Source organism: Pseudomonas sivasensis (assembly GCF_013778505.1).
Classification (GTDB): domain Bacteria; phylum Pseudomonadota; class Gammaproteobacteria; order Pseudomonadales; family Pseudomonadaceae; genus Aquipseudomonas; species Aquipseudomonas sivasensis.
Genome location: NZ_JAAOWU010000003.1, coordinates 397,281 through 419,401, shown reverse-complemented (window position 1 = coordinate 419,401; position 22,121 = coordinate 397,281). Strand labels below are relative to the sequence as shown.

The following is a 22,121-nucleotide window of genomic DNA, read 5'->3' as shown; positions in this document are numbered from 1 at the left end:
TAGACGGTCTGCACGATCATTTGCGCGAAAATTCGACGAATGTCGCAAGTACCTGCTCAATCTGCGCCCGACTGACATCCAGATGAGTGACCATACGAAGGCGTGGCGCGGCGCTTAACTTGATCCCGCGCTCGGCAGCAAAGGCCTTCAAGGCCTGGGCCTGATCGCCGATCTGCACGTAGACCATGTTGGTCTGCACCGGCTCGACCTCATACCCCGCTTTGCGCAGCTCTTCGCCCAGCCACTGAGCGTTGGCGTGGTCATCAGCCAGGCGTTGCACCTGATGATCCAAGGCATACAGCCCCGCCGCAGCCAGGGAACCGGCCTGGCGCATACCGCCACCGACCATCTTGCGCAAACGCCGGGCCTTGGCGATCAACATCGTAGAGCCGCACAGCACCGAGCCGATGGGGGCACCGAGCCCCTTGGACAGGCACACCGACACCGAATCGAAATGCTGGGCGATCTCCCGCGCATCCACCCCAAGCTTGACCGCCGCGTTGTAGATTCGCGCGCCATCCAAATGGAGGGCCAAGCCATGTTCACGGGTAAACGCACGCGCCTGGGCCAGGTATTCCAAGGGCAGCACTTTGCCTTGCATGGTGTTTTCCAGAGCCAGCAAGCGGGTGCGGGCGAAGTGGAAATCGTCCGGCTTGATCGCGTCCCGTACATGGTTCAAATCCAGGGAGCCATCCGCCTGCACTTCCAACGGCTGCGGCTGGATCGAACCCAGCACCGCTGCACCACCGCCTTCATATTTGTAGGTGTGGGCCTGCTGGCCGACGATATATTCCTCGCCGCGCTCACAATGAGCCATCAACGCCAGCAGATTGCTCATGGTGCCGGTGGGCACGAACAACGCCGCAGCAAACCCAAGGCGCTTGGCCAATTCAGCTTCCAGCAGATTGACGCTGGGGTCTTCACCGTAGACGTCATCGCCGCTGACGGCAGTGGCCATCGCGTCCAGCATGCCGGGGGTGGGTTGGGTCACGGTATCGCTGCGCAGGTCAATCACGGTCATGAAACAGGCCTCTAACAGGTTGAGTACGTCCTTTTATCGATGATTACTGCGGGCAAAGCCCCGGAATATCAAGCCCCGTTTGCATTCAATCGAATACCAACCAAACAAACCGATATAGGTTATCGATACGGCGTCCGTGCAGTTTTTGAAAAACCATGTTAAAAATCTCCCCGCCGCCAGGGTTCTGGTGGCAACGTTCTCAGGGCGGGGTGTAATTCCCCACCGGCGGTAATTACACGCAATGTGTATAGCCCGCGAGCGCTTGGCGCCTCGAACTGCTCACGCGGGACGGCGACAAGGTCAGCAGACCCGGTGTGATCCCGGGGCCGACGGTCATAGTCCGGATGAAGAGAGAACGGGATTGAGACCTAAGGGCCGCGCGCCTATTGACGCATGCGTACCCTTAAATCCCATTCGATTCATAACGCCCTGTTTTTTTCTTAAACAGGAGTCAGAACATGCAACCCACCGCTATCGACAGCAAAAGCAAAAACCACTACGGCGAGCGCGTCGCGTTTATCCAAGCCTGCTGGCACAAGGATATTGTCGACCAATCCCGTAAAGGCTTCCTCGCCGAAATGATCGCCCAGGGCTACCAGGAATCGGACATCGATTTCTTCGAAGTCGGCGGCGCCTTTGAAATGCCCCTGCACGCCAAGCTACTGGCCAAGACCGGTCGTTACGCCGGTATCGTTGCCGCCGCGCTGGTGGTGGACGGTGGCATCTACCGTCACGAATTCGTCGCCCAATCGGTGGTCAGCGGCCTGATGCAGGTGCAGCTGGAAACTGAAGTGCCGGTGTTCTCAGTATCGCTGACGCCGCATCACTTCCACGCGGGCAGCGAGCACCACGCGTTCTTCCATGATCACTTTGTGCACAAGGGCCAGGAAGCTGCACGCACGTGCGCCGACACCCTGCACAAAGTACGTGCGATCCGTCGTAGCGAGCCACGGGCGGTAGCGGTCTAAGCAACACTGCAAAACAAAATGTGGGAGGGGGCTTGCCCCCGATAGCAGTGTGTCATTCAGCTCATCTGTAGCTGAGACACCGCCATCGGGGGCAAGCCCCCTCCCACATTTGCATCCGGTTACGCCTTGAGACCTATGCCAGGCCAGCGTCCGTGGTCGGCACAATCAATATCCCTGCCCGCAAACCATTCTTCACCTTAGGGTTGGGGAAGATGATGCGTGCGCCCTCCTCCTCGATCACCCAACGCGTCTTGGCCACATCTTCGGCCAGCAGAAAACCCTTTTCCAATTCCGAAAAGTTTTCCACGTCAGCCGGCAAGTGCAGCAGGAAAGCATCACTGTGCTTGATGACTTCACGCGACACGGCGAACAGTTTCAACCCGTCCAGGCTGTCAGTCTCAGGCTCCGTGCCTTCGATGATCTGTTTGAGGCGCAGCTCCAGGCGGGAAACATTCACCCCTTGGTTCTGCCCGAATGGCCGCGCCTTGCCCAGTTCCAGGGTGAAAGCTTCAGCGTCCAGTTGCTCGTAGGTAAACGCCGTGAAGGTGATCGACGTCTTGTTCTGCAGTAGCACCGCTTCCATGCCGGCAGCGTTCAAACGCGCCAGTTCGCGACGCGAATGCTGGCGCCCGTCTTTCCAGGGGTACAGGGCGAACTGCTCAATCTTCGAGCCGCGAATGGCGGTGTGCAAATCGTAATGCAGGCGCGAACGGCCAGGCTGGCTGAAGAAGCTACGGGCCAGTTGTTCAAGCTCGGCGGCGCGCATGGCTTCGGGGCCGATGTTTTTTTCGTGACGGCCGTTGAACAGCCGGTTGACGTCCAGTTCGAGGTAACGCTCGCCGCGGCGCATCGCCTCGGGGTTGCCGAACAGGAACAAAATACGAGTGCGGGGTTTGATCTCCCCACGGGCGATGCCATGCAACAAGCGGTCGAGCAGTTCGATCGGCGCGGTTTCGTTGCCATGGATGCCGGACGACAGCAGCAGGTCGCTGCCATTGTCCCGTGCTTCAGGAGGACGCACTTCAAGCGCGCCCTCGCTGAGCCAGCGCATCTGCACGCCGTCGACAGTCGATTGAATTTTTTGCGCCGGTTCACGACCGGCGAGGGTCAGTTCAAGCAATTTGCCGAGGGCGAGCATACGCAGCTTCCTTAGTGGTTGCAGCCTGGGCCGTGGACGTGATCGTCGTCATCACCTTCAACGTCGGCCGGTTCCATTTCCAGCTGCAGGCTCATCAGGTTGGTGGCCAGTGGGCGCATCAGCAGGTTGGCGTATTCGGCATCGCCTTCTTCGACGTCCACACCGATCAGCAGTTGGCCACGGCCGTCGTGCTGGATCCAGATTTCCTTGCCCTGCCAGACCACGGCGACGCGGGTGCAGGATGTTTCCAGCTGGGTGCCGTCGGTGTCTTCAAGGATCAGCTTCAGGGTGTCGGTGGTCATAAAATAGTTCTCAGCCGTGCGGCGTTAATTGATCTGGAAAGGATAAACCGAGCCCAGTTTAAGGATTTGCGTCAGTTCATCCAGTGCCGTCCGGCACTCAAGCAGCAACTGCGGGTCAGCCAGGTCGGTTTCACGCAGGCTGTCGCGGTAGTGTTTGTCGACCCATTGGGTCAGCGTGTCGTACAACGGCGCGGTCATGATAACCCCTGGATTCACCGCCGCCAGTTCCGTTTCGTTCAGCGCCACGCGCAAGCGCAGGCACGCCGGGCCGCCGCCGTTCTGCATGCTCTGCTTGAGGTCGAAGACCTTCACTTCGCGGATCAGCCCACCCGCAGCGGTCAGGCCTTGCAGGTAATGCCACACGCGCTCATTGGCGCGGCACTCTTCTGGCACGATCAACAGCATCGAGCCGTCAGGTCGGGTCAGCAACTGGCTGTTGAACAGGTAGGAACGCACTGCGTCCTCGACGCTGACCTGGGCGCGCGGCACGCACACCGACTGGAAGTTGCCGCCCACTTTGCCCAACTTTCCTTGCAGTTCGGCGAGCATCTGTTCGGTATTGAGGAACGCATCCTCGTGATAGAACAGCACTTCGCCGTTGCCCACCGCGATCACGTCGTTGTGGAACACACCTGCATCAATCACGGCCGGGTTCTGCTGGGCGTAGACCACGCCGTCGTCTTTCAAACCGTGCAGACGGGCGACGGCCTGGGAGGCTTCGAGCGTCTGGCGTGCCGGGTATTTCTGGGGGGCCGGGTAACGGGGATCGAACGCGCTGCGGCCGAACACAAAAAACTCTACCCCGGCCTCGCCATATTCACGGCAAAAACGCGTGTGGTTGGCCGCGCCTTCGTCGCCGAACTGCGCCACCGCCGGTAATGCGGCGTGATGGGCAAAGTGTTTCTGGTCAGCAAACATCGCGCCCAGCACGCGGCTGGTGGTCGGGTGTTCAATGCTGCGGTGGTACTTGCAGTTGAGGTTGGCGGCGGTGAAATGCACGCGACCATCCGCCGTGTCGGCGCTCGGGCTGACCGTGGCGGCGTTGGCCACCCACATGCTCGACGCAGAGCAACTGGCGACCAACAACGGCATGGCCTGCTTGGCCGCCTGCTGGATCACCTGGGCATCGGTCCCGCTGAAGCCAAGGCTGCGCAAGGCGGCCACGTCCGGGCGCTCTTGGGGCGCGAGTACGCCTTGCACAAAGCCCATGTCCATCAGGGCTTTCATTTTTTGCAGGCCCTGCAACGCTGCTTCCTTGGGGTTGGAATGCTGCTGGCTGTTGCTCTGGGACGCGACGTTGCCGAAGGACAAACCGCCGTAGTTATGGGTCGGCCCCACTAGACCGTCAAAATTGACTTCATAGGATTTCATCGGCGAGGCTCCACGAACATCTGTTTTTATAGGCATCAAATTACTTGAATACACCACTGAACCCCTGTGGGAGGGGGCTTGCCCCCGATAGCGGTGGATCAGTCACCTGATTCATCAACTGACACACCGCCATCGGGAGCAAGCCCCCTCCCACATTTAGATCAGCGTAATGCCGGGGGTTAGCGTGGCCGGCACCACCAGGCTTGGCGTTTCAAGCGACGCCACCGGGTACGCACAATAATCCGCCGCGTAATACGCACTGGCGCGATGGTTGCCCGACGCCCCCACCCCACCGAACGGTGCGGTACTCGCAGCGCCGGTCAGTTGTTTGTTCCAGTTGACAATCCCGGCGCGGCTTTCCAGCCAAAATTGCTGGTAACGCGCCTCGGAGTCCGACAACAAACCGGCGGCCAGGCCGTACTGGGTGTTGTTGGCCTCGGCAATCGCCGCCTCAAAATCAGCGTAGCGGATCACCTGCAACAGCGGGCCGAACAGTTCTTCGTCTTCGCGCTCGGTCACACCGGTCACGTCGATGATGCCTGGGGTCAGCAAAGCGGCCTGATCCTGCGGCTGGGTCATTTCCAGCAGCGCGACAGCGCCATTTGCCAGCATCAGCTCTTGGGCATCCATCAGCGCTTTCGCAGCGCCGAGGGAAATCACCGAGCCCATGAACGGTGGCGGCTGCTGGTCGAACGCACCGACTTCAATCGTCGCACTCACCGCCACCAGTCGCGCCAGCAATGCATCGCCCCAGGCGCCTTCCGGCACCAGCAGGCGACGGGCGCAGGTACAACGTTGGCCGGCAGAGATAAACGCCGACTGGATAATGGTGTAGACCGCCGCATCCACATCGGCCACTTCGTCCACCACCAGCGGGTTGTTGCCGCCCATTTCCAGGGCCAGGATTTTGTCCGGGCGTCCGGAGAACTGCTGGTGCAGGTGATTGCCGGTACGGCTCGAACCGGTAAAGAACAAACCGTCGATGCCTGGGTTGGCCGCCAACGCGATACCGGTTTCCCGCGCACCTTGCAGCAGGTTCAACACACCCGCCGGCAGACCGGCTTCGATCCAGCACTGCACGGTCAGCTCGGCGACTTTGGGAGTCAACTCGCTCGGCTTGAACAGCACGGTGTTACCCGCCAACAAGGCCGGGACGATATGCCCGTTGGGCAAATGCCCAGGGAAGTTGTAAGGGCCAAACACCGCCACCACACCGTGGGGCTTGTGGCGCAACACGGCGGTGGCGTCACCCAGGGGGCCGCTCTTCTCGCCAGTACGCTCCCGGTAGCTTTGCACCGAGATCGCAATTTTGTTGGCCATGCTGGTGACTTCAGTGGCCGATTCCCACAACGGCTTGCCGGTTTCCTCACCGATGCAGCGGGCGATTTCATCGGCGCGACGTTTAAGGGTCGCGGCGAAGGTTTCCAGCACGCTGATGCGCTCTTCCAGCGAACGCTTGGCCCAGGCCGGGAACGCCTGGCGCGCGGCCTGCACAGCGGACTCGACCTGCTCGGCAGTGGCGCCGTTGCCGGCCCACAGCACGTCTTGAGTCACCGGGTTGCGTGATTCAAACAACTCACCCTGGCCAGACAGCCAGCTACCTGCGATATACAGCGAATTCATTATTTCGACTCCCGAGCAGCAGACAAAGGTACAGCGCGCACTTGATCACCCACCACCAGTTGCAGGCGCTTGGCAGTCTGCGGATCGACCACCAGCGTGCCTGCCGCCAGGCGGGCCGGTGCGGCGGTGATGCGGCACTCTTCGCGCTTGCGGTTATGGATCAGGAACGGCGTGGCGTCGTCCCCCGGCGTGCCGATGGCCAATACCAGCGACTGGCTGTCGCGCACCGCACGGATTTTGCTGGTCTCACACTCCACTGCCGGGCCGGCGTCGAAGATATCGACATAGCCCTGATAGCTGAAGCCTTCGCTCTTGAGCATGCTCAGCGCGGGTTCGGTGTCCGGATGGACTTTGCCGATCACGTTGCGCGCGTCTTCCGACAGGAAACAGCTGTACAACGGAAACTTCGGCATCAGCTCGGCGATAAACGCCTTGTTACCCACGCCGGTGAGGTAGTCAGCCTGGCTGAATTCCATCTTGAAGAAGTGACGACCCAAGCTTTCCCAGAACGGCGAACGCCCGGCATCGTTAGACACGCCGCGCATCTCGGCAATGATCTTGTTGCCGAACAACTGCGGAAACTCAGCGATAAACAACATGCGCGCCTTGGCCAACATGCGGCCGTTGAGGCCGTTGCGGTAGTCGGCGTGCAGGAACAACGAGCACAACTCGGAATTGCCGGTGAGGTCGTTGGCCAGGAACAGCGTCGGAATCTCGCGGTAAATGTTCAGTTCCTGAGAGGCGCTGACGGTCAGGCCCACTCGGAAGTTATACCAAGGCTCACGCAGGCCAACGGCGCCAGCGATGGCGGAAATCCCCACCACGCGGCCTTCGTCGTTTTCCAGCACGAACAGGTAGTCCGCATCGCCACGCCCGGCGTCGCCGCGAAAGGTTTTTTCCGCCCAGCCAACCCGATGGGTCAGGCGCTCTTCGTTGGCCGGCAAGGTCGTGAGGCCGGTGCCGGTGCTGCGCGCCAGATCAATCAGGGCCGGTAAATCGCTGCTGCGTACGGGACGAACGATCATGCTATCTCCTCAGACGGGCCGCTGTTGTCAGCCACCCGCGAAACTCAGTCTTTATACCGCTACCAAGCGCACACTCGCGCCTTCGCCAACGCCCAGGGCTTCGGCAGTTGCCAAGTCCAGGGTCACCGGTTTGCCGGGCGCGTAGTCCAGCTCCAGCATCACCGCACGGTAATCCTGCAACTGCGCGTTGCTCACCAGGTATTGGCGGCCGACACCCTTGACCATCTCGCCGATCTTCACCGGAACCACGCGGCTCTGGGCAATAGAGCGAATGCCCGAAACCCGTGCATGCAGCGTGGGGCCGCCATCGAAGATGTCGATGTAATGGTCGGTCTCGAAGCCCTCGCGCATCAGGATGTCGAAGGTAATCTGCGCACGCGGGTGCACCTGGCCCATGGCTTCCTGGGCTTCGTCCGGCAACAGCGGTACGTAGATTGGGTAGTGCGGCATCAGCTCGGCGAGGAACGTACGGCTTTTCAGCCCGCACAGACGCTCGGCGGCGGCGTAGTTGAGGTCGAAGAAGTTACGGCCGATGGCATCCCAGAACGGCGAATCACCGTTCTCGTCGCTGTAGCCGACAATCTCGGTCACCACCGAGTCGGCAAAGCGCTCGGGGTGGCTGGCGACAAACAGCAGGCGGCCACGGGAATTGAGTTCCGACCACGGCGAACCGACCAGCTCGGGCACCACGTAGAAACTGGTGAGCAGGCTGTTGCCGGTGAGGTCGTGGCACTGGGAAAGCACGTGGATCTTGTTGTGGATCTTCAGCTCGCGCGAGGCGTGCACGAAGGTCTCGTTACGAAAACTGTAGAAAGGCTCCGAGTAGCCGGCCGACGCGACGATGGCCGAGCAACCGGCGAGCTTGCCGGTCTCGGTGTCTTCGAGCACGAAGAAATAGCTTTCTTCACCGTTGAAACTTACCTCGGCCGCGAAGGACGCTTCGCTGGCGGCGATCTTGTCGCTGAGGCGTTCCACATCATCCGGCAAGGAGGTGACACCAATCGGGCTGTCCGCAGCCAGACGCTGTACCTCGCCCAGATCAGCCATTTGCGCGGGGCGCATCACCAGCATGGTGTCACTCCTTAACTCTAAAACTCATAGGGGAAAATTACCGGACATAGCTGGAACAACCATATTCCAATGTGGGAGGGGGCTTGCCCCCGATAGCGGTGTATCAGTCACCGGATGTATCAACTGAAAGACTGCTATCGGGGGCAAGCCCCCTCCCACATTTTTGACCCAGTCCGGCCGGCAGAAGGTGTAGTTATCAGGCTTGTGTCAGGGTTTTTACTGCACGTTCGAAGCGATCCAGGCCTTCGTTGATATCCGCTTCTTCCACCACCAGGCTCGGCGCGAAACGCACCACGTCCGGACCGGCTTGCAGGATCATCAGGTTTTCTTTCTCGGCTGCGTTGAACACATCCTTGGCCTTGCCTTTAAACGCATCACTCAATACGCAACCGATCAGCAGGCCCATGCCACGCACTTCGGTGAAGATGCCGTACTGCTTGCCGATCTGTTCCAGGCGCGCCTTGAACTGGTTGTGTTTGGCGTTGACGCCGGACAGCACCGCAGGGGTGTTGATCACGTCGATGACCGCTTCGGCCACCGCACACGCCAGCGGGTTACCGCCGTAAGTGGTGCCGTGGGTGCCGACCACCAGGTGCTTGGCCAGGTCTTCGCGGGTGAGCATCGCCGCGATCGGGAAACCGCCGCCCAGGCTCTTGGCGCTGGTGAGGATGTCCGGCGTCACACCGTAGTGCTGGTAGGCAAACAGGTGGCCGCTACGGCCCATGCCAGTCTGCACTTCGTCGAACACCAGCAGCGCATTGTTGGCGTCGCACAGTTCGCGGGCGCCTTGCAGGTAAGCCAACTCGGCCGGCAGTACGCCGCCTTCGCCCTGGATCGGTTCGAGCACCACGGCGCAGGTCTTGTCCGACACGGCGGCTTTCAGCGCAGCCAAGTCGTTATAAGGAACGTGGGTGATGCCGGTGATTTTAGGACCGAAGCCATCGGAATACTTCGACTGACCACCAACGTTGACGGTGAACAAGGTACGGCCGTGGAAGCTGTTCAGCGCGGCAATGATCTCGTACTTCTCGGTACCGAAACGGTCGAACGCCACGCGACGGGCCAGCTTGAACGCGGCCTCGTTGGCTTCGGCGCCGGAGTTACAGAAGAACACGCGCTCGGCAAAGGTGGCGTCGATCAGCTTATGGGCCAGGCGCAGGGCCGGCTCATTGGTGAACACGTTGGAGACATGCCACAGCTTGTTGGCCTGTTCGGTCAACGCACCGACCAGCGCCGGGTGGGCGTGGCCCAACACGTTGACCGCGATGCCGCCGGCAAAGTCGATCAGCTCGCGACCCGCCTGGTCCCACACACGGGAGCCTGCGCCACGCACGGGGATGAATGCGGCAGGTGCGTAGTTGGGAACCATGACCTGGTCGAAATCGGCACGTTGCACCGGGGCTTGCTCAACGGACATCGGAGTCTCCTGAAGAGGAACGCCTGCCTGGAACTGGCGGGCGATGCAGGGATTGTAAGGACAGTTTTCAGAGCGGCCTTGCCGCCAAGCGACAACTTCTTATAGCGCCAACCCGCGTTTTCAGCGGGTTTACGCCAATGCGACAAATAGCGTCGCAAAGGCGCAGTTTAAACCGTGCGCAGGCCTCGTGGGCAGGGGATGACAGGATCTTCGCAAATCAGCCCCAGCGCGCTGCGCTAACTGTCTACCGCCCAACGACAAGCCCGCGCTGTTTTGCTGAGCCTCCTCAAAATCCATCAAGGAACGGCCCATGGCGCAGCATCCTGAAACCCAGACACCACACCTCGACATTCTCAGCGACGCTATCCTTCCTTGGTTGGGCACGGCCAGTGCCGCCAAGCGTGTGGCGTTGAAAGCCTGCACGCCGTTGATTGCCGACTGGTATACCCGCGCAACCGAGTCACAACATGCACAGCTCAAAGAACTCAACGCCGCCGCCTGGACCGCGCAGAACCTCGTGGACAAGGCTCTGGCGGCACTGAAAAGCCCGGAGCAGTTCGGCGCGGAACGCCTGCACGCGGCACTCAAGGACGAGTTCGGCATCGACACTGATGTGCGCACCACCTACCTGCAACTGTACGTCCCGTTGACCGTTGTCGGTTTTACCGTCAAGCAGGGCGCGGCCAGAACCTGGTCGGTCTCACTGCTGGAAGCGGCGCTGCACAACTTCGAAGCCGACGAGACCTACGCGCAGCACTCCGGCTTCAGCACGCAACCCACGGCCACAGGGCAGTTCAGCCCCCTCCCCGACCTCGACGCGAAGATCAGCGTCGCGCAATTCACCCAACTCTGCCGGCGCCTGGACATCGGCGGCCAATACCAACGCTACCTGGACGAGTACCTCGACCTGGGCAACCCCGTGGCGCGCAACGCCCTGGAGCACTGGCTCAAACAAAGCCACTTGGGCGCGCTGAAATTCGCTCTGTACATGGCCTTGCTCAAGGACGAGCTGCCCGCCGCCAGCCACACCGCGGTACTCAATCTGATCGAAAACGGCGACGCCACGCACAACGGCTGCCCACCGCTGATGGCCCATGATTTATTCATCATGGATTGTCGCCTCACTGGCGTGGTGCTGTTCGCTCCGGATCTGGAGAACAGCCGCGATGCAGTCCCGCTGATCGCCTATATCCCCGACGATCCGCAACACCCGATCAAACACTACCCCAGCAGTGCCGCGTTCATGCAGAGCCTGGTCGCCCGGTTGCGCTCGAAGGACTTTCAAGGGTTCTTCAGCCGTTTTGTCCGCCATGAAGACGCTGCGGTGTTCTTCGCCAACCTCAATCAACGCCTCAGCCAAGTCACCTGGCATGCGCATAAACAGGGCGATCCACTGCCCAGTTGGCGTGAGACCCCGACCCAGAGCCCCCAGCTGCAATTTCGCAGCCTCAGGATCAACGGTGACCTCTTCGCGCATCTATTCCAGATGCACCTGAGCAAGCTGCTGGCAGACGCGCAGAGCCGCGCGGTCTCCACCGCCAAGGTCGACCAGAACGCACGTTGGGAACGCTGGGAATTCCTGAAGAAAATCGGCGATACCCTGCTGCAGATCGTTGCCTTCGTGGCACTGCCGTTCGTGCCGCCGCTGGGCGCACTGATGCTGGCGTATACCGCCTATCAGGTGCTCGACGAGGCCTTCGAAGGCATCATCGACTGGGCTGAGGGCCTGCGACATGAAGCCCTGGGCCATGCTTTGGGCCTGCTGGAGCAGATGGTCCAACTGGGCCTGTTCGCCACCGGATTGCCCATCATCGAAGGACTGGTGCGCGAAGCATTGCCCGCGCAGCTGCTGGCCTTCATCGAGCGCTTGCAACCGGTCAAGCGGCCCAACAGTCAGCGCCGTCTGTGGCAACCCGACCTCAGCCCCTATCGCCAGGACGTGACACTGCCCGCCGAGGCACGCCCGGACGCGCAAGGCCTGCACCTGCACGCAGACAAAAACATCCTTAGCCTCAATGGCGAGCGCTATCACGTGCAGAAAGACGCCGGCCGCTATTTTATCCAGCACCCCACGCGACCTTCGGCTTACCGTCCGGCCGTGATGACCAACGGACAGGGCGCCTGGGTCACCGAGCTGGAAAACCCCTTGAGCTGGGATAGCACTACGCTGATGCGCCGCCTCGGTTACCAGACCGATTCATTGAGCGACGCGCAATTAGCGCAGGTCCGCGACTGCAGCGCTACCCATGACAACACGTTACGCAAAACGCACAGCACCCAGCAGCCTCCACCACCGCTACTGGCCGACACCCTCAAGCGCTTCAAGATCGACCAGCAGTTGCAGGAATTTGTGACACAGATGAACAGCGACGACCCGGCGATCTACGCCAAGGCAGATCCGCAGACCCAATTGCAGTTGCTGATCAGCTATGGCCTGTGGCCCTCCGGCAAGACCTTGCGGGTGGTGGATGCCAGCGGCAACACCCTGTGGGAGTTCCTCGGAGAATCCGGGGCCAGCACTGTGCAGGTACTTGAGGAGCAATTGCGCAACGGAGACCTGCTGCCCACCCTGATCGACAGCCTGAATGAGCCGGAGCGCAAGGAACTACTGGAAGAAGAATTCGGCCTGCCTCCCGCCTCCAGCCGCACCCGCGCAGCCGCTTTGCGCAAGAAACTTGCGCGTATTGCCCAGGACAAGCGCTTCTCACTGTTCGACTCACGCTACCGCGGCCAGGACCGCACCAGCGACCCACGTGTGCAAAAGCTCATCGACAGTGCCTCGCGCCCCGGCCTGCCGACGCCGGTTGCCGAGGAGTTACTGGCCGGTGCCAGTGGCGAGGAGCTCAAGTCGATCGACGCTGGCAACGTACCGACGCGCCTGACCGAACTGGCCGAATGGTCGTTGCATGAAGTGCGCACCACACGCGCCTATGAAGGCCTTTATCTGGACGCTGTGGAAAATCCGGACACTTGCCGGCTGGCGCTGCATTCGCTGGAAAACCTCAATGGCTGGCCCGAGTGGATTCGTCTGGAACTGCGCCAATACCGCGCTGACGGCGAGTTGCTCGACGCCATCGGGCCTACTTACGCGCCGACCAAACGTACGCTGGTGGCCACACCGGACGGCCAATTCATCCCCGAGAACGGCCAGACCGCACTGTTTGGCAGCACCGACTTCTTCACCGCCGTCCTGCAGGCCCTGCCTGACAGTGCGCGCAATGCGCTGCAACTTCATATCGGCCAGGGCCCACGCCTCAAGCAGGCGATCGGCGATGCCCCGGTGGATCGCCCTACCTTGCGCGACATATTAAAGAGCGACCCGCACAACAAACCCAGCTACGACCCCAATGTCATGCGTTTGCGCGGCGGCATGGACGGTTACCCGCCAGCCATTCCCGAGGTGCCGGGACCCAGCCGCGGCCCCTCGCTCGAACAACAGCTGCAGACGCTGCGCCCGCAACTGTCGCGTGCAAGAATCCGCGACATGATCGCCGCCCTGCAAAACACCCCCGGCGGTGCACAACTGGCCTTAACCCGGTTGCGCAACGAATACATCCAACTGGACCTGAACCTGGTGGTCTGGGAATCCCAGACACCCCGTGTACACCCCACAACCGGCGCTACGCTGAGCGCGCTCCAATATGAATACCTGCGGCGCGACCGCAATTTGTTCGCCCACCAACTACGGCGAGCCTGGCGCCAGGAAACCGAGCTCGATAACTTCTATGAGCCGCCAGCCATCAACGGTCATATCCTGCGACTGTCAGCCCCCCTGCTGGGTGAGTTGCCCACCCTGAGTGCACGCTTCGAACATGTCTCTCACCTGGAATTGCAGGGTGCGCACCAACGCATGGAAATCGACGGATTCCTGCAGCTTTTTCCAAGCTTGCGTCGGCTGAACATCCGCAATCTTGCCGTGGACGAACTGCCGCCCAGCCTGGCCTCGATGAACACGCTCAACGAATTGATCCTGAGCAGCTGCAACATCCGCCTCACCGAGCAAAGCCATGCGGTCATCAACAACATGACGCGCCTGTTGACCCTTGACCTGTACAACAACCCCCTGACGCTGACTCCCAATGTGGAACAGATGCCGCAGCTGCAATACCTGGACCTGGCCAACACCGACATCGAGCAACTGCCCGAAGGATTGCTGAGTCGCAGCCACCTGACGCTGGCGATGCTGTCCAATAACAGGATCAGCGAGTTGCCTGCCGCCCTGTTCGATTTGCCCGTCGACATCACTCGGCATTTCGACCTGTCCAACAACCCGTTGTCCGAGCCGACACTGGAGCGCGTCAAAGCCTACTACCAGCGTACCCAACACTACTTGGAAGCGATCCCGGCCAGGGTCGACGCGGAGCAGGCCAAAAGACTGTTTCCCTCGTTCAACGGTGACCAAATCAACCGCTTCATTTTTGGCCTGCCAGGGGACCTGGCAGCCGGTCGCGTCGAGATGAGTCGGCTGGAGAACGAATTTCCCACTATCCGTCAGGATTGCCTTGGCTGGGCCAACGACAGCAGCGTCACCGCCGAGGAACAAGCCCTGCGCCACCGATTTATCGCTGCCCTTGAGGCAGGCTGGCGACGCGATATCACCTCGGGCGATGTCAACTTCGGGCTGCCGATGCTCAGCTACGAATTCAGCCTTTTCCTCCCGGTGAGCGGCGATTTGCCCGCCCTGCGCACCTCGTTCAATCATGTGTCCGTGCTCGCCTTAAAGGGCTTGGGCTCACCGTTGGGCCTGGATGCGTTCCTGCGCAGTTTCCCGGCGCTGACGGCGCTGCATATCGAAAACTATGCACTGAGTGAACTGCCGCGACTCGGCCACCTGCCAAACCTGTCGTACCTGGTGCTGGACCGCTGCACGCTGCAATTGTCGCCATCCGCGCAGCAAGCCTTGCAGGGCATGCGTGAACTCAAGCACCTGAACCTCGATAACAACCCGCTGGCGCGACTGCCGGATTTCAACCAGTTGCCCAACCTGGTCAGCCTGTCACTGCGTAACACTGGCTTGAGCGAACTGCCCCGCTCGCTGATTCAGCCAGCGGTATTGCGTGCCCGCGTGGACTTGAGCCAGAACGCTTTGCGCGAGCTGCCTGAAGAGGCCTTCGAACTGCCGCGGGCGGCCAGCAACGCATTCGACCTGTCGGCCAACCCGCTGTCGCCCTCGACCTTGCACGCGATCAAGCGCTATTGCCAAGCCAAGGGCGAACACTGGAATGCCAGCATTCCCGATGCACAATTGCAGCGCATCAACGCGCTCTACCCCAGCCTCACGGAGCGAGACACCAAGCGCATCTTTTTTGAGCTACCCGGCGAACTGGAGGAAGCCGACGCGCAAATCAGCCGCCTGAGTGCCGAATACGAGCGGCTCGACAGCGACCTGGAGGAATGGGTACTCAACGTCCCCGCCATGGACCAACTGGCCAACCCCCTGTTGATTGAAAATGCCCGCGCCGAGGAGCAGGTGCGTCGCCTGGCATTCAAGGAATTGATACTGCGCTGCTGGCGCAGAGAAACCGATCTGGATGAAAACGAATGGCCCGCCCGAAACACTCACAAGCTGATCTTCAACGGCCAGCTTTCCGGAGATCTGCCAGCCCTGAATGCGCGCCTGGAACATGTGACGCTGATGGAACTGACGGGCGACAAGCGCCATGTTCGCGTAGGCGAATTCCTGCAGGCGTTCCCAAACCTGACTGCGCTGACAGTGGAGCAGCACGCCCTGCAGCGGATTCCAGACCGGGTGTTCGAACTCAAGCAATTGCGCCTGCTCAAGCTCAGCAATAACCAGATCCGCCTGACGCCGAACAGCATCGAGCAGCTATCAAGCCTGACGGAGCTCACTTACTTGGATCTGAGCGACAACACCCTCACCCAAGCGCCGGACCTGCGCAACATGACGCGACTGACGATGGTGTACCTGCACAACTGCAGGCTGCGCGACATACCCACGGGAATCTTCAGCCTACCGCGCCTGCGGGCCGTAGACCTGAGCGACAACCTGATCGAGCACTTGCCGGACGACCTGCTGGGAATGCCACTGCCGCTCGACGATGACTCGGATGTGAGCGGCAACCCCCTGTCTCCCGAAAGCCTGACGATCTTGCGTACCTATTACCGGCAGACGGGTTATGAGTTGGGCGTGGAGGAAGCGACATACGACGAAAACATGGAGGACATAACCCCGCCCGGCACACCGGAACCCATGGAGGAGTGAGACAGTCGCGTACCTGTTCGTGACAACCCGGTTTCAGCCGCGTTCGGACGGCACCGATGACAACTCGAACGGGCTGCTGCTGCGCCGTTGATTGCGGTCTTCACGCGGGGTGGCGCCGAAGAAGTTGCGGTAGGCGCTGGAGAAGTGTGGCCCTGAGGAGAAGCCGCAGGACAGGCCGATCTGGATGATCGACTTGCTGGTTTGCATCAGCATTTGGCGGGCCTTGTTCAGACGCAGCTCCAGGTAATACTGGCTGGGGACGCGGTTGAGGTACTGCTTGAAGATCCGCTCCAGTTGTCGTCGCGACACACAGACGTGCTGGGCAATTTCGTCAGTGGTCAGCGGTTCTTCGATATTGGCTTCCATCAGCAACACGGCCTGGGTCAGCTTAGGATGGCTGGAACCCAGGCGGTTTTGCAGAGGAATCCGCTGGCGTTCGCCGCCTTCGCGGATGCGTTCCACCACCAGTTCTTCGGAGACTGCACCCGCCAGTTCGGCGCCGTGGTCGCGGGCCAGTACCGCCAGCAGCAAGTCGAGTACCGACATGCCACCGCAGGCGCTCAGGCGATCACGGTCCCAGTCGAACAGGTGGCTGGTGGCGATAACCTTGGGAAAACGTTCGGCGAAGTCATCCTGCCAGCGCCAGTGCACGGCGGCGCGATAACCGTCGAGCAGACCGAGCTGGGCCAACGGGTACACGCCGGCCGACAAACCACCGATCACACACCCGGCCCGCACCAATTGCTTGAGGGCCGTGCTCAGTTGCGAGGCAATAACCGTTGGCGGCTCGTCGGCCAGCAGAAACAGTTTCTGAAAGCCTTCGAGCTTGCCGGCCCATGGTTCACCCGGCAATTGCCAGGCGCCTTCAGTGGCAGGCTCCGCGAGCAAAAACGACAGCTCGTAAACCACATCCGGATGCACCCGCTGAGCAACGCGTAAGGCCTCCTCAGCCAGCGCAAGCGTGAGTGCCTTTGTGCTGGGCCAAATCAGGAAACCAATTTTATGGGCGGTCATGGAGTGCTATCCGAAGCCTGTAACAGTAATGAAGACAAGGGCCAATGCTAGCCCGTAAACCAACACAAAGCTTAAAAACGATAAAGATCCAACTGTAGAACCCCAATGTAGAGATCCATGTGGGAGGAATTATTTCAAGCTGCCGGACAGGAACTGCTGCAACCGCTCGGACTGCGGGTTCACCAGCACTTCCCGCGGGTTGCCGCGCTCTTCAACAATCCCTTTGTGCAGGAACACCAACTGGTTCGACACTTCGCGGGCAAAGCCCATTTCGTGGGTGACCACCACCATGGTGCGGCCTTCTAGGGCCAGGTCCTGCATCACCTTGAGCACTTCGCCGACCAGTTCCGGGTCCAGCGCCGAAGTCGGTTCGTCAAACAGCATCACCTCAGGTTCCATCGCCAAGGCACGGGCAATCGCCACACGCTGCTGCTCGCCGCCGGACATATGGCCAGGGAACGCATCCTTACGATGGCCCACGCCGACTTTAGCCAGATAGTGCTCGGCCTTTTCACGGGCATCTTTCTTCGACATGCCCAACACGTGCACCGGGGCTTCCATCACGTTTTCAAGCGCGGTCATATGCGACCACAGGTTGAAATGCTGGAACACCATGGACAGGCGCGAACGCATGCGTTGCAGCTGCTTGGGATCAGCGGCCTTCAGGGCGCCGTCCTTGTTGGCCACCAGTTTCAGCTCTTCGTTATTGAGCAGAATCTTGCCGGCGTGGGGTTGCTCCAGCAGGTTGATGCAGCGCAAAAAAGTACTTTTGCCCGAACCACTGGAACCGATGATGCTGATCACATCACCGGCCGCAGCGGCCAGGGAAACGCCTTTGAGCACTTCATGACTGCCATAGCGTTTATGCAGGTCTTGGACTTCAAGTTTGTACATGCGGTCGGTTCTCACAAAAACAGGTGGTCAGTCGTTGAGCAAGCGCCCGTGTCGCAGCGCGTCGCGCCCCGCCACCTTGGCCAGCCAGAAACCCGCTTGGGCATAACGTAGCCGTTCAACGGCAAACAACACCCCCGACGTACCGGCGCAGATAATGCTCACGCGGTCTTGCAGGGGGTCAATCACTTCAAAAATCGGTTCGCCGGCGTCCACCCAGTCTCCGGCTTTGCGCAGGTAACTGATCACCCCGGCGTGGGGCGCGAAGAGCAACTCGGTGCCTTCAAACGGCATGCCTTCGCACGCTTCGTGCTGCGCAGCCGGCCATTCGCCGTTGATCAGGCCTTGCTCGGCAAGGAATGCGAGGATGCCCTCGGCGTGGAAGATTGCTTCATCACGCCCGGTGTCGGCTTGACCGCCCAGTTCCAACGTCGTCGCGAGGCACGCCAACGGGATCTGAGCGTCCGGAAACATCCGGGACAAGCGCAACCATGGCAGCGAGCAGGCTTCATCAAACGAGCTGCCACCGGAATCCTCCGCCAACAAGCCGACCTTCACATTCAGATGCGCCGACAGCGAACGCCACTGGGGCCAGTGCTGGGGCAGCGCGTACATATGCAGCGCGGCTTCGGCGTCGCAATGCAGGTCGAGGACGATATCGGCGGTGCACGCGTGGCTCAGCAAGACGCGCTGCATGCCTTGCAACTGGCTGCTCGGCTCGGGCAAGGCGCTGAGCGCCTCGCTCATGGCCTGACGGATCAGGCGCACATTGGCATGGGGATCATCCCCCAGCTTGCCTTGAAGCAATGCGGCAACCGGTTCGCTCAACTCGACGAAATCGCGGTTGAAATTCTTGCCACTGCCTACTTCGAAACGCCCCTGGTGGCTGCCTTGCAACAACTGGCCCAGGCCCATCGGATTGGCCACCGGCACCAGCTCAATCACACCGTTGAGGGCGCCTTGCTGTTCCAGTTCTGTCAGGCGTTTTTTCAGTTCCCAGGCGGCGCGCATGCCGGGCAGTTCATCGGCGTGCAGGCTGGCCTGGATATAGGCCTTGCGCTCGCCGCTGCCGAAACGGAACACGCTCAGTTGGCGCTCGCAGCCCAGGTGGCCCCAGGGCAACAGGTGGTCGATACGTTCCATATCAGTGCTTCCGTGGAGCCAGGTAGCTCAGCCAGCGGCGCTCGGCCAACTTGAACAGGCGCACCAGGATAAAGGTCAAGCACAGGTAGAACACGCCAGCGGTGATATAGGCTTCAAACGGCAAGTAGAACTGGGCGTTCACCGTGCGTGCGGCGCCGGTGATGTCGATCAGGGTGACGATGGAGGCCAGGCTCGTGGTCTGGAGCATCATGATCACTTCGTTGCTGTACTGCGGCAGCGCACGGCGCAAGGCCGACGGCAGCAGGATGCGGCGGTACAGCTTATAGCGCGACATGCCCATCGCCTTGGCCGCTTCGATCTCGCCATTGGGCGTGGCCTTGAGACTACCGGCAATGATCTCGGCGGTGTAGGCGCTGGTGTTGATCGCAAAGGCCAGGCACGCACAGAACGTGGCGCTGGACAGCAGGGGCCACATAAAGCTTTCGCGCACCGCTTCGAATTGCGCCAAGCCGTAGTAGATCAGGAACAGTTGCACCAGCATCGGCGTGCCGCGGATCACGTACGTGTAGAGCCAGGCCACACCGTTCACGACCGGCTGCTTGGACACACGCATCAACCCCAGGGGCAAGGCGGCGAGCAGGCCGAAAAACAGCGAGATGGCGAGCAATTTCAGGGTAGTCAGCAGGCCGCCAAGGTACAGCGGCATGGCCTCCCAGATGACGTTGTAGTCGAAGATCATAGATCAGCCGCCCTTACGCCTACCGAGTAGCGCTTCTCAAGATAGCGCAGCGCCAGCAACGATACGCTGGTGATCACCAGGTACATCGCCGCCACTGCGAGGAAGAAGGTAAAAGGCTCGCGGGTGGCATCTGCCGCCTGCTTGGCCTTGAACATCATGTCTTGCAGGCCTACCACCGAGATCAGCGCGGTGGCCTTGGTGAGTACCAGCCAGTTGTTGGTGAAACCAGGGATCGCCAGCCGAATCATCTGCGGCACCATCACCCGGAAAAACACTTGGAAACTGCTCATGCCATACGCAAGGCCGGCTTCGGCCTGTCCCTTGGGGATGGCCATGAAGGCGCCACGGAAAGTTTCCGAAAGGTAGGCGCCAAAGATGAACCCCAGAGTGCCGATACCGGCGGCCAAAGGGTTCAAGTCGATATAGTCGTCGTAGCCGAGCATCGGCGCGACGCGGTTGAGCAAGTCCTGGCCGCCGTAGAAAATCAGCAGGATCAGCACAAGGTCAGGGATCCCACGGATCACCGTGGAGTACAAGTCACCCAGCCAGGCCAACCAGCGCACCGGCGACAGGCGTAACGCGACCCCGATCAGACCCAGAACAATGGCCAAGGCCATGGACGACAAGGCGAGCTGAAGCGTCAACCATGCGCCATCGAGGATGACGGCCCCGTAGCCTTTCAACATGATTCAGGTCCTCGAAAAGGGGGATGAAAAAATGGCGCAAACCGCAGGAATTCTGTTGCTTGCGCCATTTAGGACAGACCGCTGCGACGTTTTACTGGGCTTCTGGGCCGTAAATGTCGAAGTTGAAGTACTTTTTCTCGATTTCTTTGTATTTGCCGTTGGCACGGATCGCAGCGATAGCAGCGTTGATGCGGTCCAGGTTTTCCTTGTCGCCTTTACGTACCGCGATGCCTATGCCGTCGCCGAAGTATTTAGCGTCAGTGAAGGATGGGCCAACGAACGCGTAGCCTTTACCAGCGTCGGTCTTCAGGAAACCGTCTTCCAGCAGGGTGGCGTCGGCCACGGTACCGTCGAGGCGGCCAGCGGCCACATCCAGGTAGATTTCGTTCTGAGTGCTGTAACCCTTGATGTCTGCGCCTTTTGGAGCCAGGACTTCACGAGCGAAGCGGTCGTGGATCGAACCACGCTGCACGCCGATCTTCTTGCCTTTCAATTCATCCAGACTGTCGCTGACAGCGGTGCCTTCCTTCATCACCAGGCGTGCTGGGGACAGGTAGTAGCGATTAGTGAAATCAACGGACTTCTTGCGGTCTTCAGTGATGGACATGGACGACAGGATGGCGTCGATCTTGCGCACTTTGAGCGCAGGGATCAGGCCGTCGAACTCTTGCTCGACCCACGTACATTTGACCTTCATCTCTTCGCACAGGGCGTTGCCGATGTCGTAGTCAAAACCAACGATGTTGCCATCCGGCGCCTTCGAGGCAAACGGAGGGTAAGCCGCTTCGATACCAATTTTCAGAGGCTTGCCTTCAGCGAAGGCCTGCATGGACAGCACGGACAGCGCCAGGGCGCCCAACAGCACGAGTTTCTTCATCTTGGGACTCCATCGGTATAGGGCAAAACAGCAGTATGAGCCATGGCCCACGATGCGGCGAAGGTGAAACCGAATAGCGGTGCTGCGTCCGACACCAATTCAACATCGGCGACGACGAGCGAGTGATCGGCATTCTAACGACAGGCCGGAAGCCGATATTTCCTCAATGCGACAACAATTTACAGAAGCACAGAGAAAGCGGTTCCAGCTCATTGACAGCCCCTGGATTTTATGCAGAGACAAAAGACATTAAACCTGTAGACGCTGCAAATTGCGGGCCTATTATTCGCAAACCCTTCTGGCACGGCAAGTCTGGCGTTTGATCTTATTTCTTGGGGTGTCTGGAATGGGGTTTTTCGGGGCACGGGCGTAGCGCTTTGCCTCATGTGTGGACATGGGGTTACACATTTGCCCCACCCGGTAACATTCAGAAACCTCCTACGCGATAAACCGATATTTATTCGGGTGGCGCAGATCCAAACGTGGGAGGGGGCTTGCTCCCGATGGCGCTAGGCCAGCGACAGCTGTATTCACTGCCCCACTGCAATCGGGGGCATGCCCCCTCCCACACTGGATCCCCACCGGCTCGAAGCGAACATAAAAAAGCCCCACCCGGCTCACACCGAATGGGGCTTTGTCCAACCAACCTCG

The 22,121-nt window shown here is 60.3% G+C and carries 16 protein-coding genes and 1 riboswitch; of the genes, 2 read left to right on the top strand and 14 right to left on the bottom strand.

Annotated elements, in window-relative coordinates; genetic code table 11:
- Positions 1-16 precede the first annotated feature (16 nt).
- On the bottom strand, positions 17-1,021 hold the full coding sequence (gene ltaE, locus G9Q84_RS08270) for a low-specificity L-threonine aldolase (RefSeq protein ID WP_122753549.1): 1,005 nt from the start codon (positions 1,019-1,021) through the stop codon (positions 17-19).
- A 191-nt stretch (positions 1,022-1,212) separates the two neighbouring features.
- A riboswitch (FMN riboswitch) is annotated at positions 1,213-1,382 on the top strand.
- A 97-nt stretch (positions 1,383-1,479) separates the two neighbouring features.
- Here ltaE and G9Q84_RS08265 point away from each other — a divergent pair.
- Complete coding sequence (locus G9Q84_RS08265; RefSeq protein ID WP_032886758.1) at positions 1,480-1,989, top strand: 6,7-dimethyl-8-ribityllumazine synthase; 510 nt, start codon at positions 1,480-1,482, stop codon at positions 1,987-1,989.
- 133 nt (positions 1,990-2,122) lie between these two features.
- Here G9Q84_RS08265 and astE read toward each other — a convergent pair whose 3' ends face one another.
- The 7 genes from astE to G9Q84_RS08230 all read right to left on the bottom strand — a co-directional run bounded on the left by astE (position 2,123) and on the right by G9Q84_RS08230 (position 9,936).
- A complete protein-coding gene (gene astE, locus G9Q84_RS08260; protein WP_122756352.1) occupies positions 2,123-3,127 on the bottom strand; it encodes a succinylglutamate desuccinylase in 1,005 nt (334 codons plus the stop codon).
- An 11-nt stretch (positions 3,128-3,138) separates the two neighbouring features.
- A complete protein-coding gene (locus tag G9Q84_RS08255; RefSeq protein WP_003214319.1) occupies positions 3,139-3,429 on the bottom strand; it encodes a hypothetical protein in 291 nt (96 codons plus the stop codon).
- Between the two features lie 24 nt (positions 3,430-3,453).
- Entirely contained in the window at positions 3,454-4,800 is a 1,347-nt protein-coding gene (gene astB / locus G9Q84_RS08250) for an N-succinylarginine dihydrolase (RefSeq protein WP_095185702.1), read from the bottom strand.
- Positions 4,801-4,956: 156 nt separating this feature from the next.
- Positions 4,957-6,426 (bottom strand): succinylglutamate-semialdehyde dehydrogenase, encoded by a 1,470-nt coding sequence (gene astD / locus G9Q84_RS08245; protein ID WP_163033222.1) that lies wholly within the window; start codon positions 6,424-6,426, stop codon positions 4,957-4,959.
- Positions 6,423-7,448 (bottom strand): arginine N-succinyltransferase, encoded by a 1,026-nt coding sequence (gene astA / locus G9Q84_RS08240; RefSeq protein WP_032886754.1) that lies wholly within the window; start codon positions 7,446-7,448, stop codon positions 6,423-6,425. Before astA ends, astD begins: the two co-directional genes overlap by 4 nt.
- A 51-nt stretch (positions 7,449-7,499) precedes the next feature.
- On the bottom strand, positions 7,500-8,519 hold the full coding sequence (gene aruF / locus G9Q84_RS08235; RefSeq protein WP_032886753.1) for an arginine/ornithine succinyltransferase subunit alpha: 1,020 nt from the start codon (positions 8,517-8,519) through the stop codon (positions 7,500-7,502).
- Positions 8,520-8,715: 196 nt separating this feature from the next.
- Entirely contained in the window at positions 8,716-9,936 is a 1,221-nt protein-coding gene (locus G9Q84_RS08230; protein WP_122756351.1) for an aspartate aminotransferase family protein, read from the bottom strand.
- A gap of 310 nt (positions 9,937-10,246) precedes the next feature.
- Between G9Q84_RS08230 and G9Q84_RS08225 the strand changes: the two genes are divergently transcribed.
- Positions 10,247-16,159, top strand: a complete 5,913-nt coding sequence (locus G9Q84_RS08225) for a leucine-rich repeat domain-containing protein (protein WP_181643118.1) — start codon at positions 10,247-10,249, stop codon at positions 16,157-16,159.
- 33 nt (positions 16,160-16,192) lie between these two features.
- Here G9Q84_RS08225 and G9Q84_RS08220 read toward each other — a convergent pair whose 3' ends face one another.
- The 6 genes from G9Q84_RS08220 to G9Q84_RS08195 form a co-directional block, all read right to left on the bottom strand.
- Positions 16,193-17,173 (bottom strand): GlxA family transcriptional regulator, encoded by a 981-nt coding sequence (locus tag G9Q84_RS08220; RefSeq protein ID WP_095185706.1) that lies wholly within the window; start codon positions 17,171-17,173, stop codon positions 16,193-16,195.
- Between the two features lie 129 nt (positions 17,174-17,302).
- Positions 17,303-18,067 carry an ABC transporter ATP-binding protein gene (locus tag G9Q84_RS08215; RefSeq protein ID WP_032886749.1) on the bottom strand — a complete coding sequence of 255 codons (765 nt, stop codon included), beginning with the start codon at positions 18,065-18,067 and terminating at the stop codon, positions 17,303-17,305.
- A gap of 27 nt (positions 18,068-18,094) precedes the next feature.
- The gene (locus G9Q84_RS08210; RefSeq protein ID WP_122756348.1) at positions 18,095-19,207 is read right to left on the bottom strand and encodes a succinylglutamate desuccinylase/aspartoacylase family protein; all 1,113 of its coding nucleotides are present in this window, start codon (positions 19,205-19,207) and stop codon (positions 18,095-18,097) included.
- 1 nt (position 19,208) lies between these two features.
- Positions 19,209-19,907 carry an ABC transporter permease gene (locus G9Q84_RS08205; protein WP_032886747.1) on the bottom strand — a complete coding sequence of 233 codons (699 nt, stop codon included), beginning with the start codon at positions 19,905-19,907 and terminating at the stop codon, positions 19,209-19,211.
- Entirely contained in the window at positions 19,904-20,593 is a 690-nt protein-coding gene (locus G9Q84_RS08200; RefSeq protein ID WP_032886746.1) for an ABC transporter permease, read from the bottom strand. Before G9Q84_RS08200 ends, G9Q84_RS08205 begins: the two co-directional genes overlap by 4 nt.
- 91 nt (positions 20,594-20,684) lie before the next feature.
- Positions 20,685-21,470, bottom strand: a complete 786-nt coding sequence (locus G9Q84_RS08195; RefSeq protein ID WP_032886745.1) for an ABC transporter substrate-binding protein — start codon at positions 21,468-21,470, stop codon at positions 20,685-20,687.
- Between the last annotated feature and the right edge of the window lie 651 nt (positions 21,471-22,121).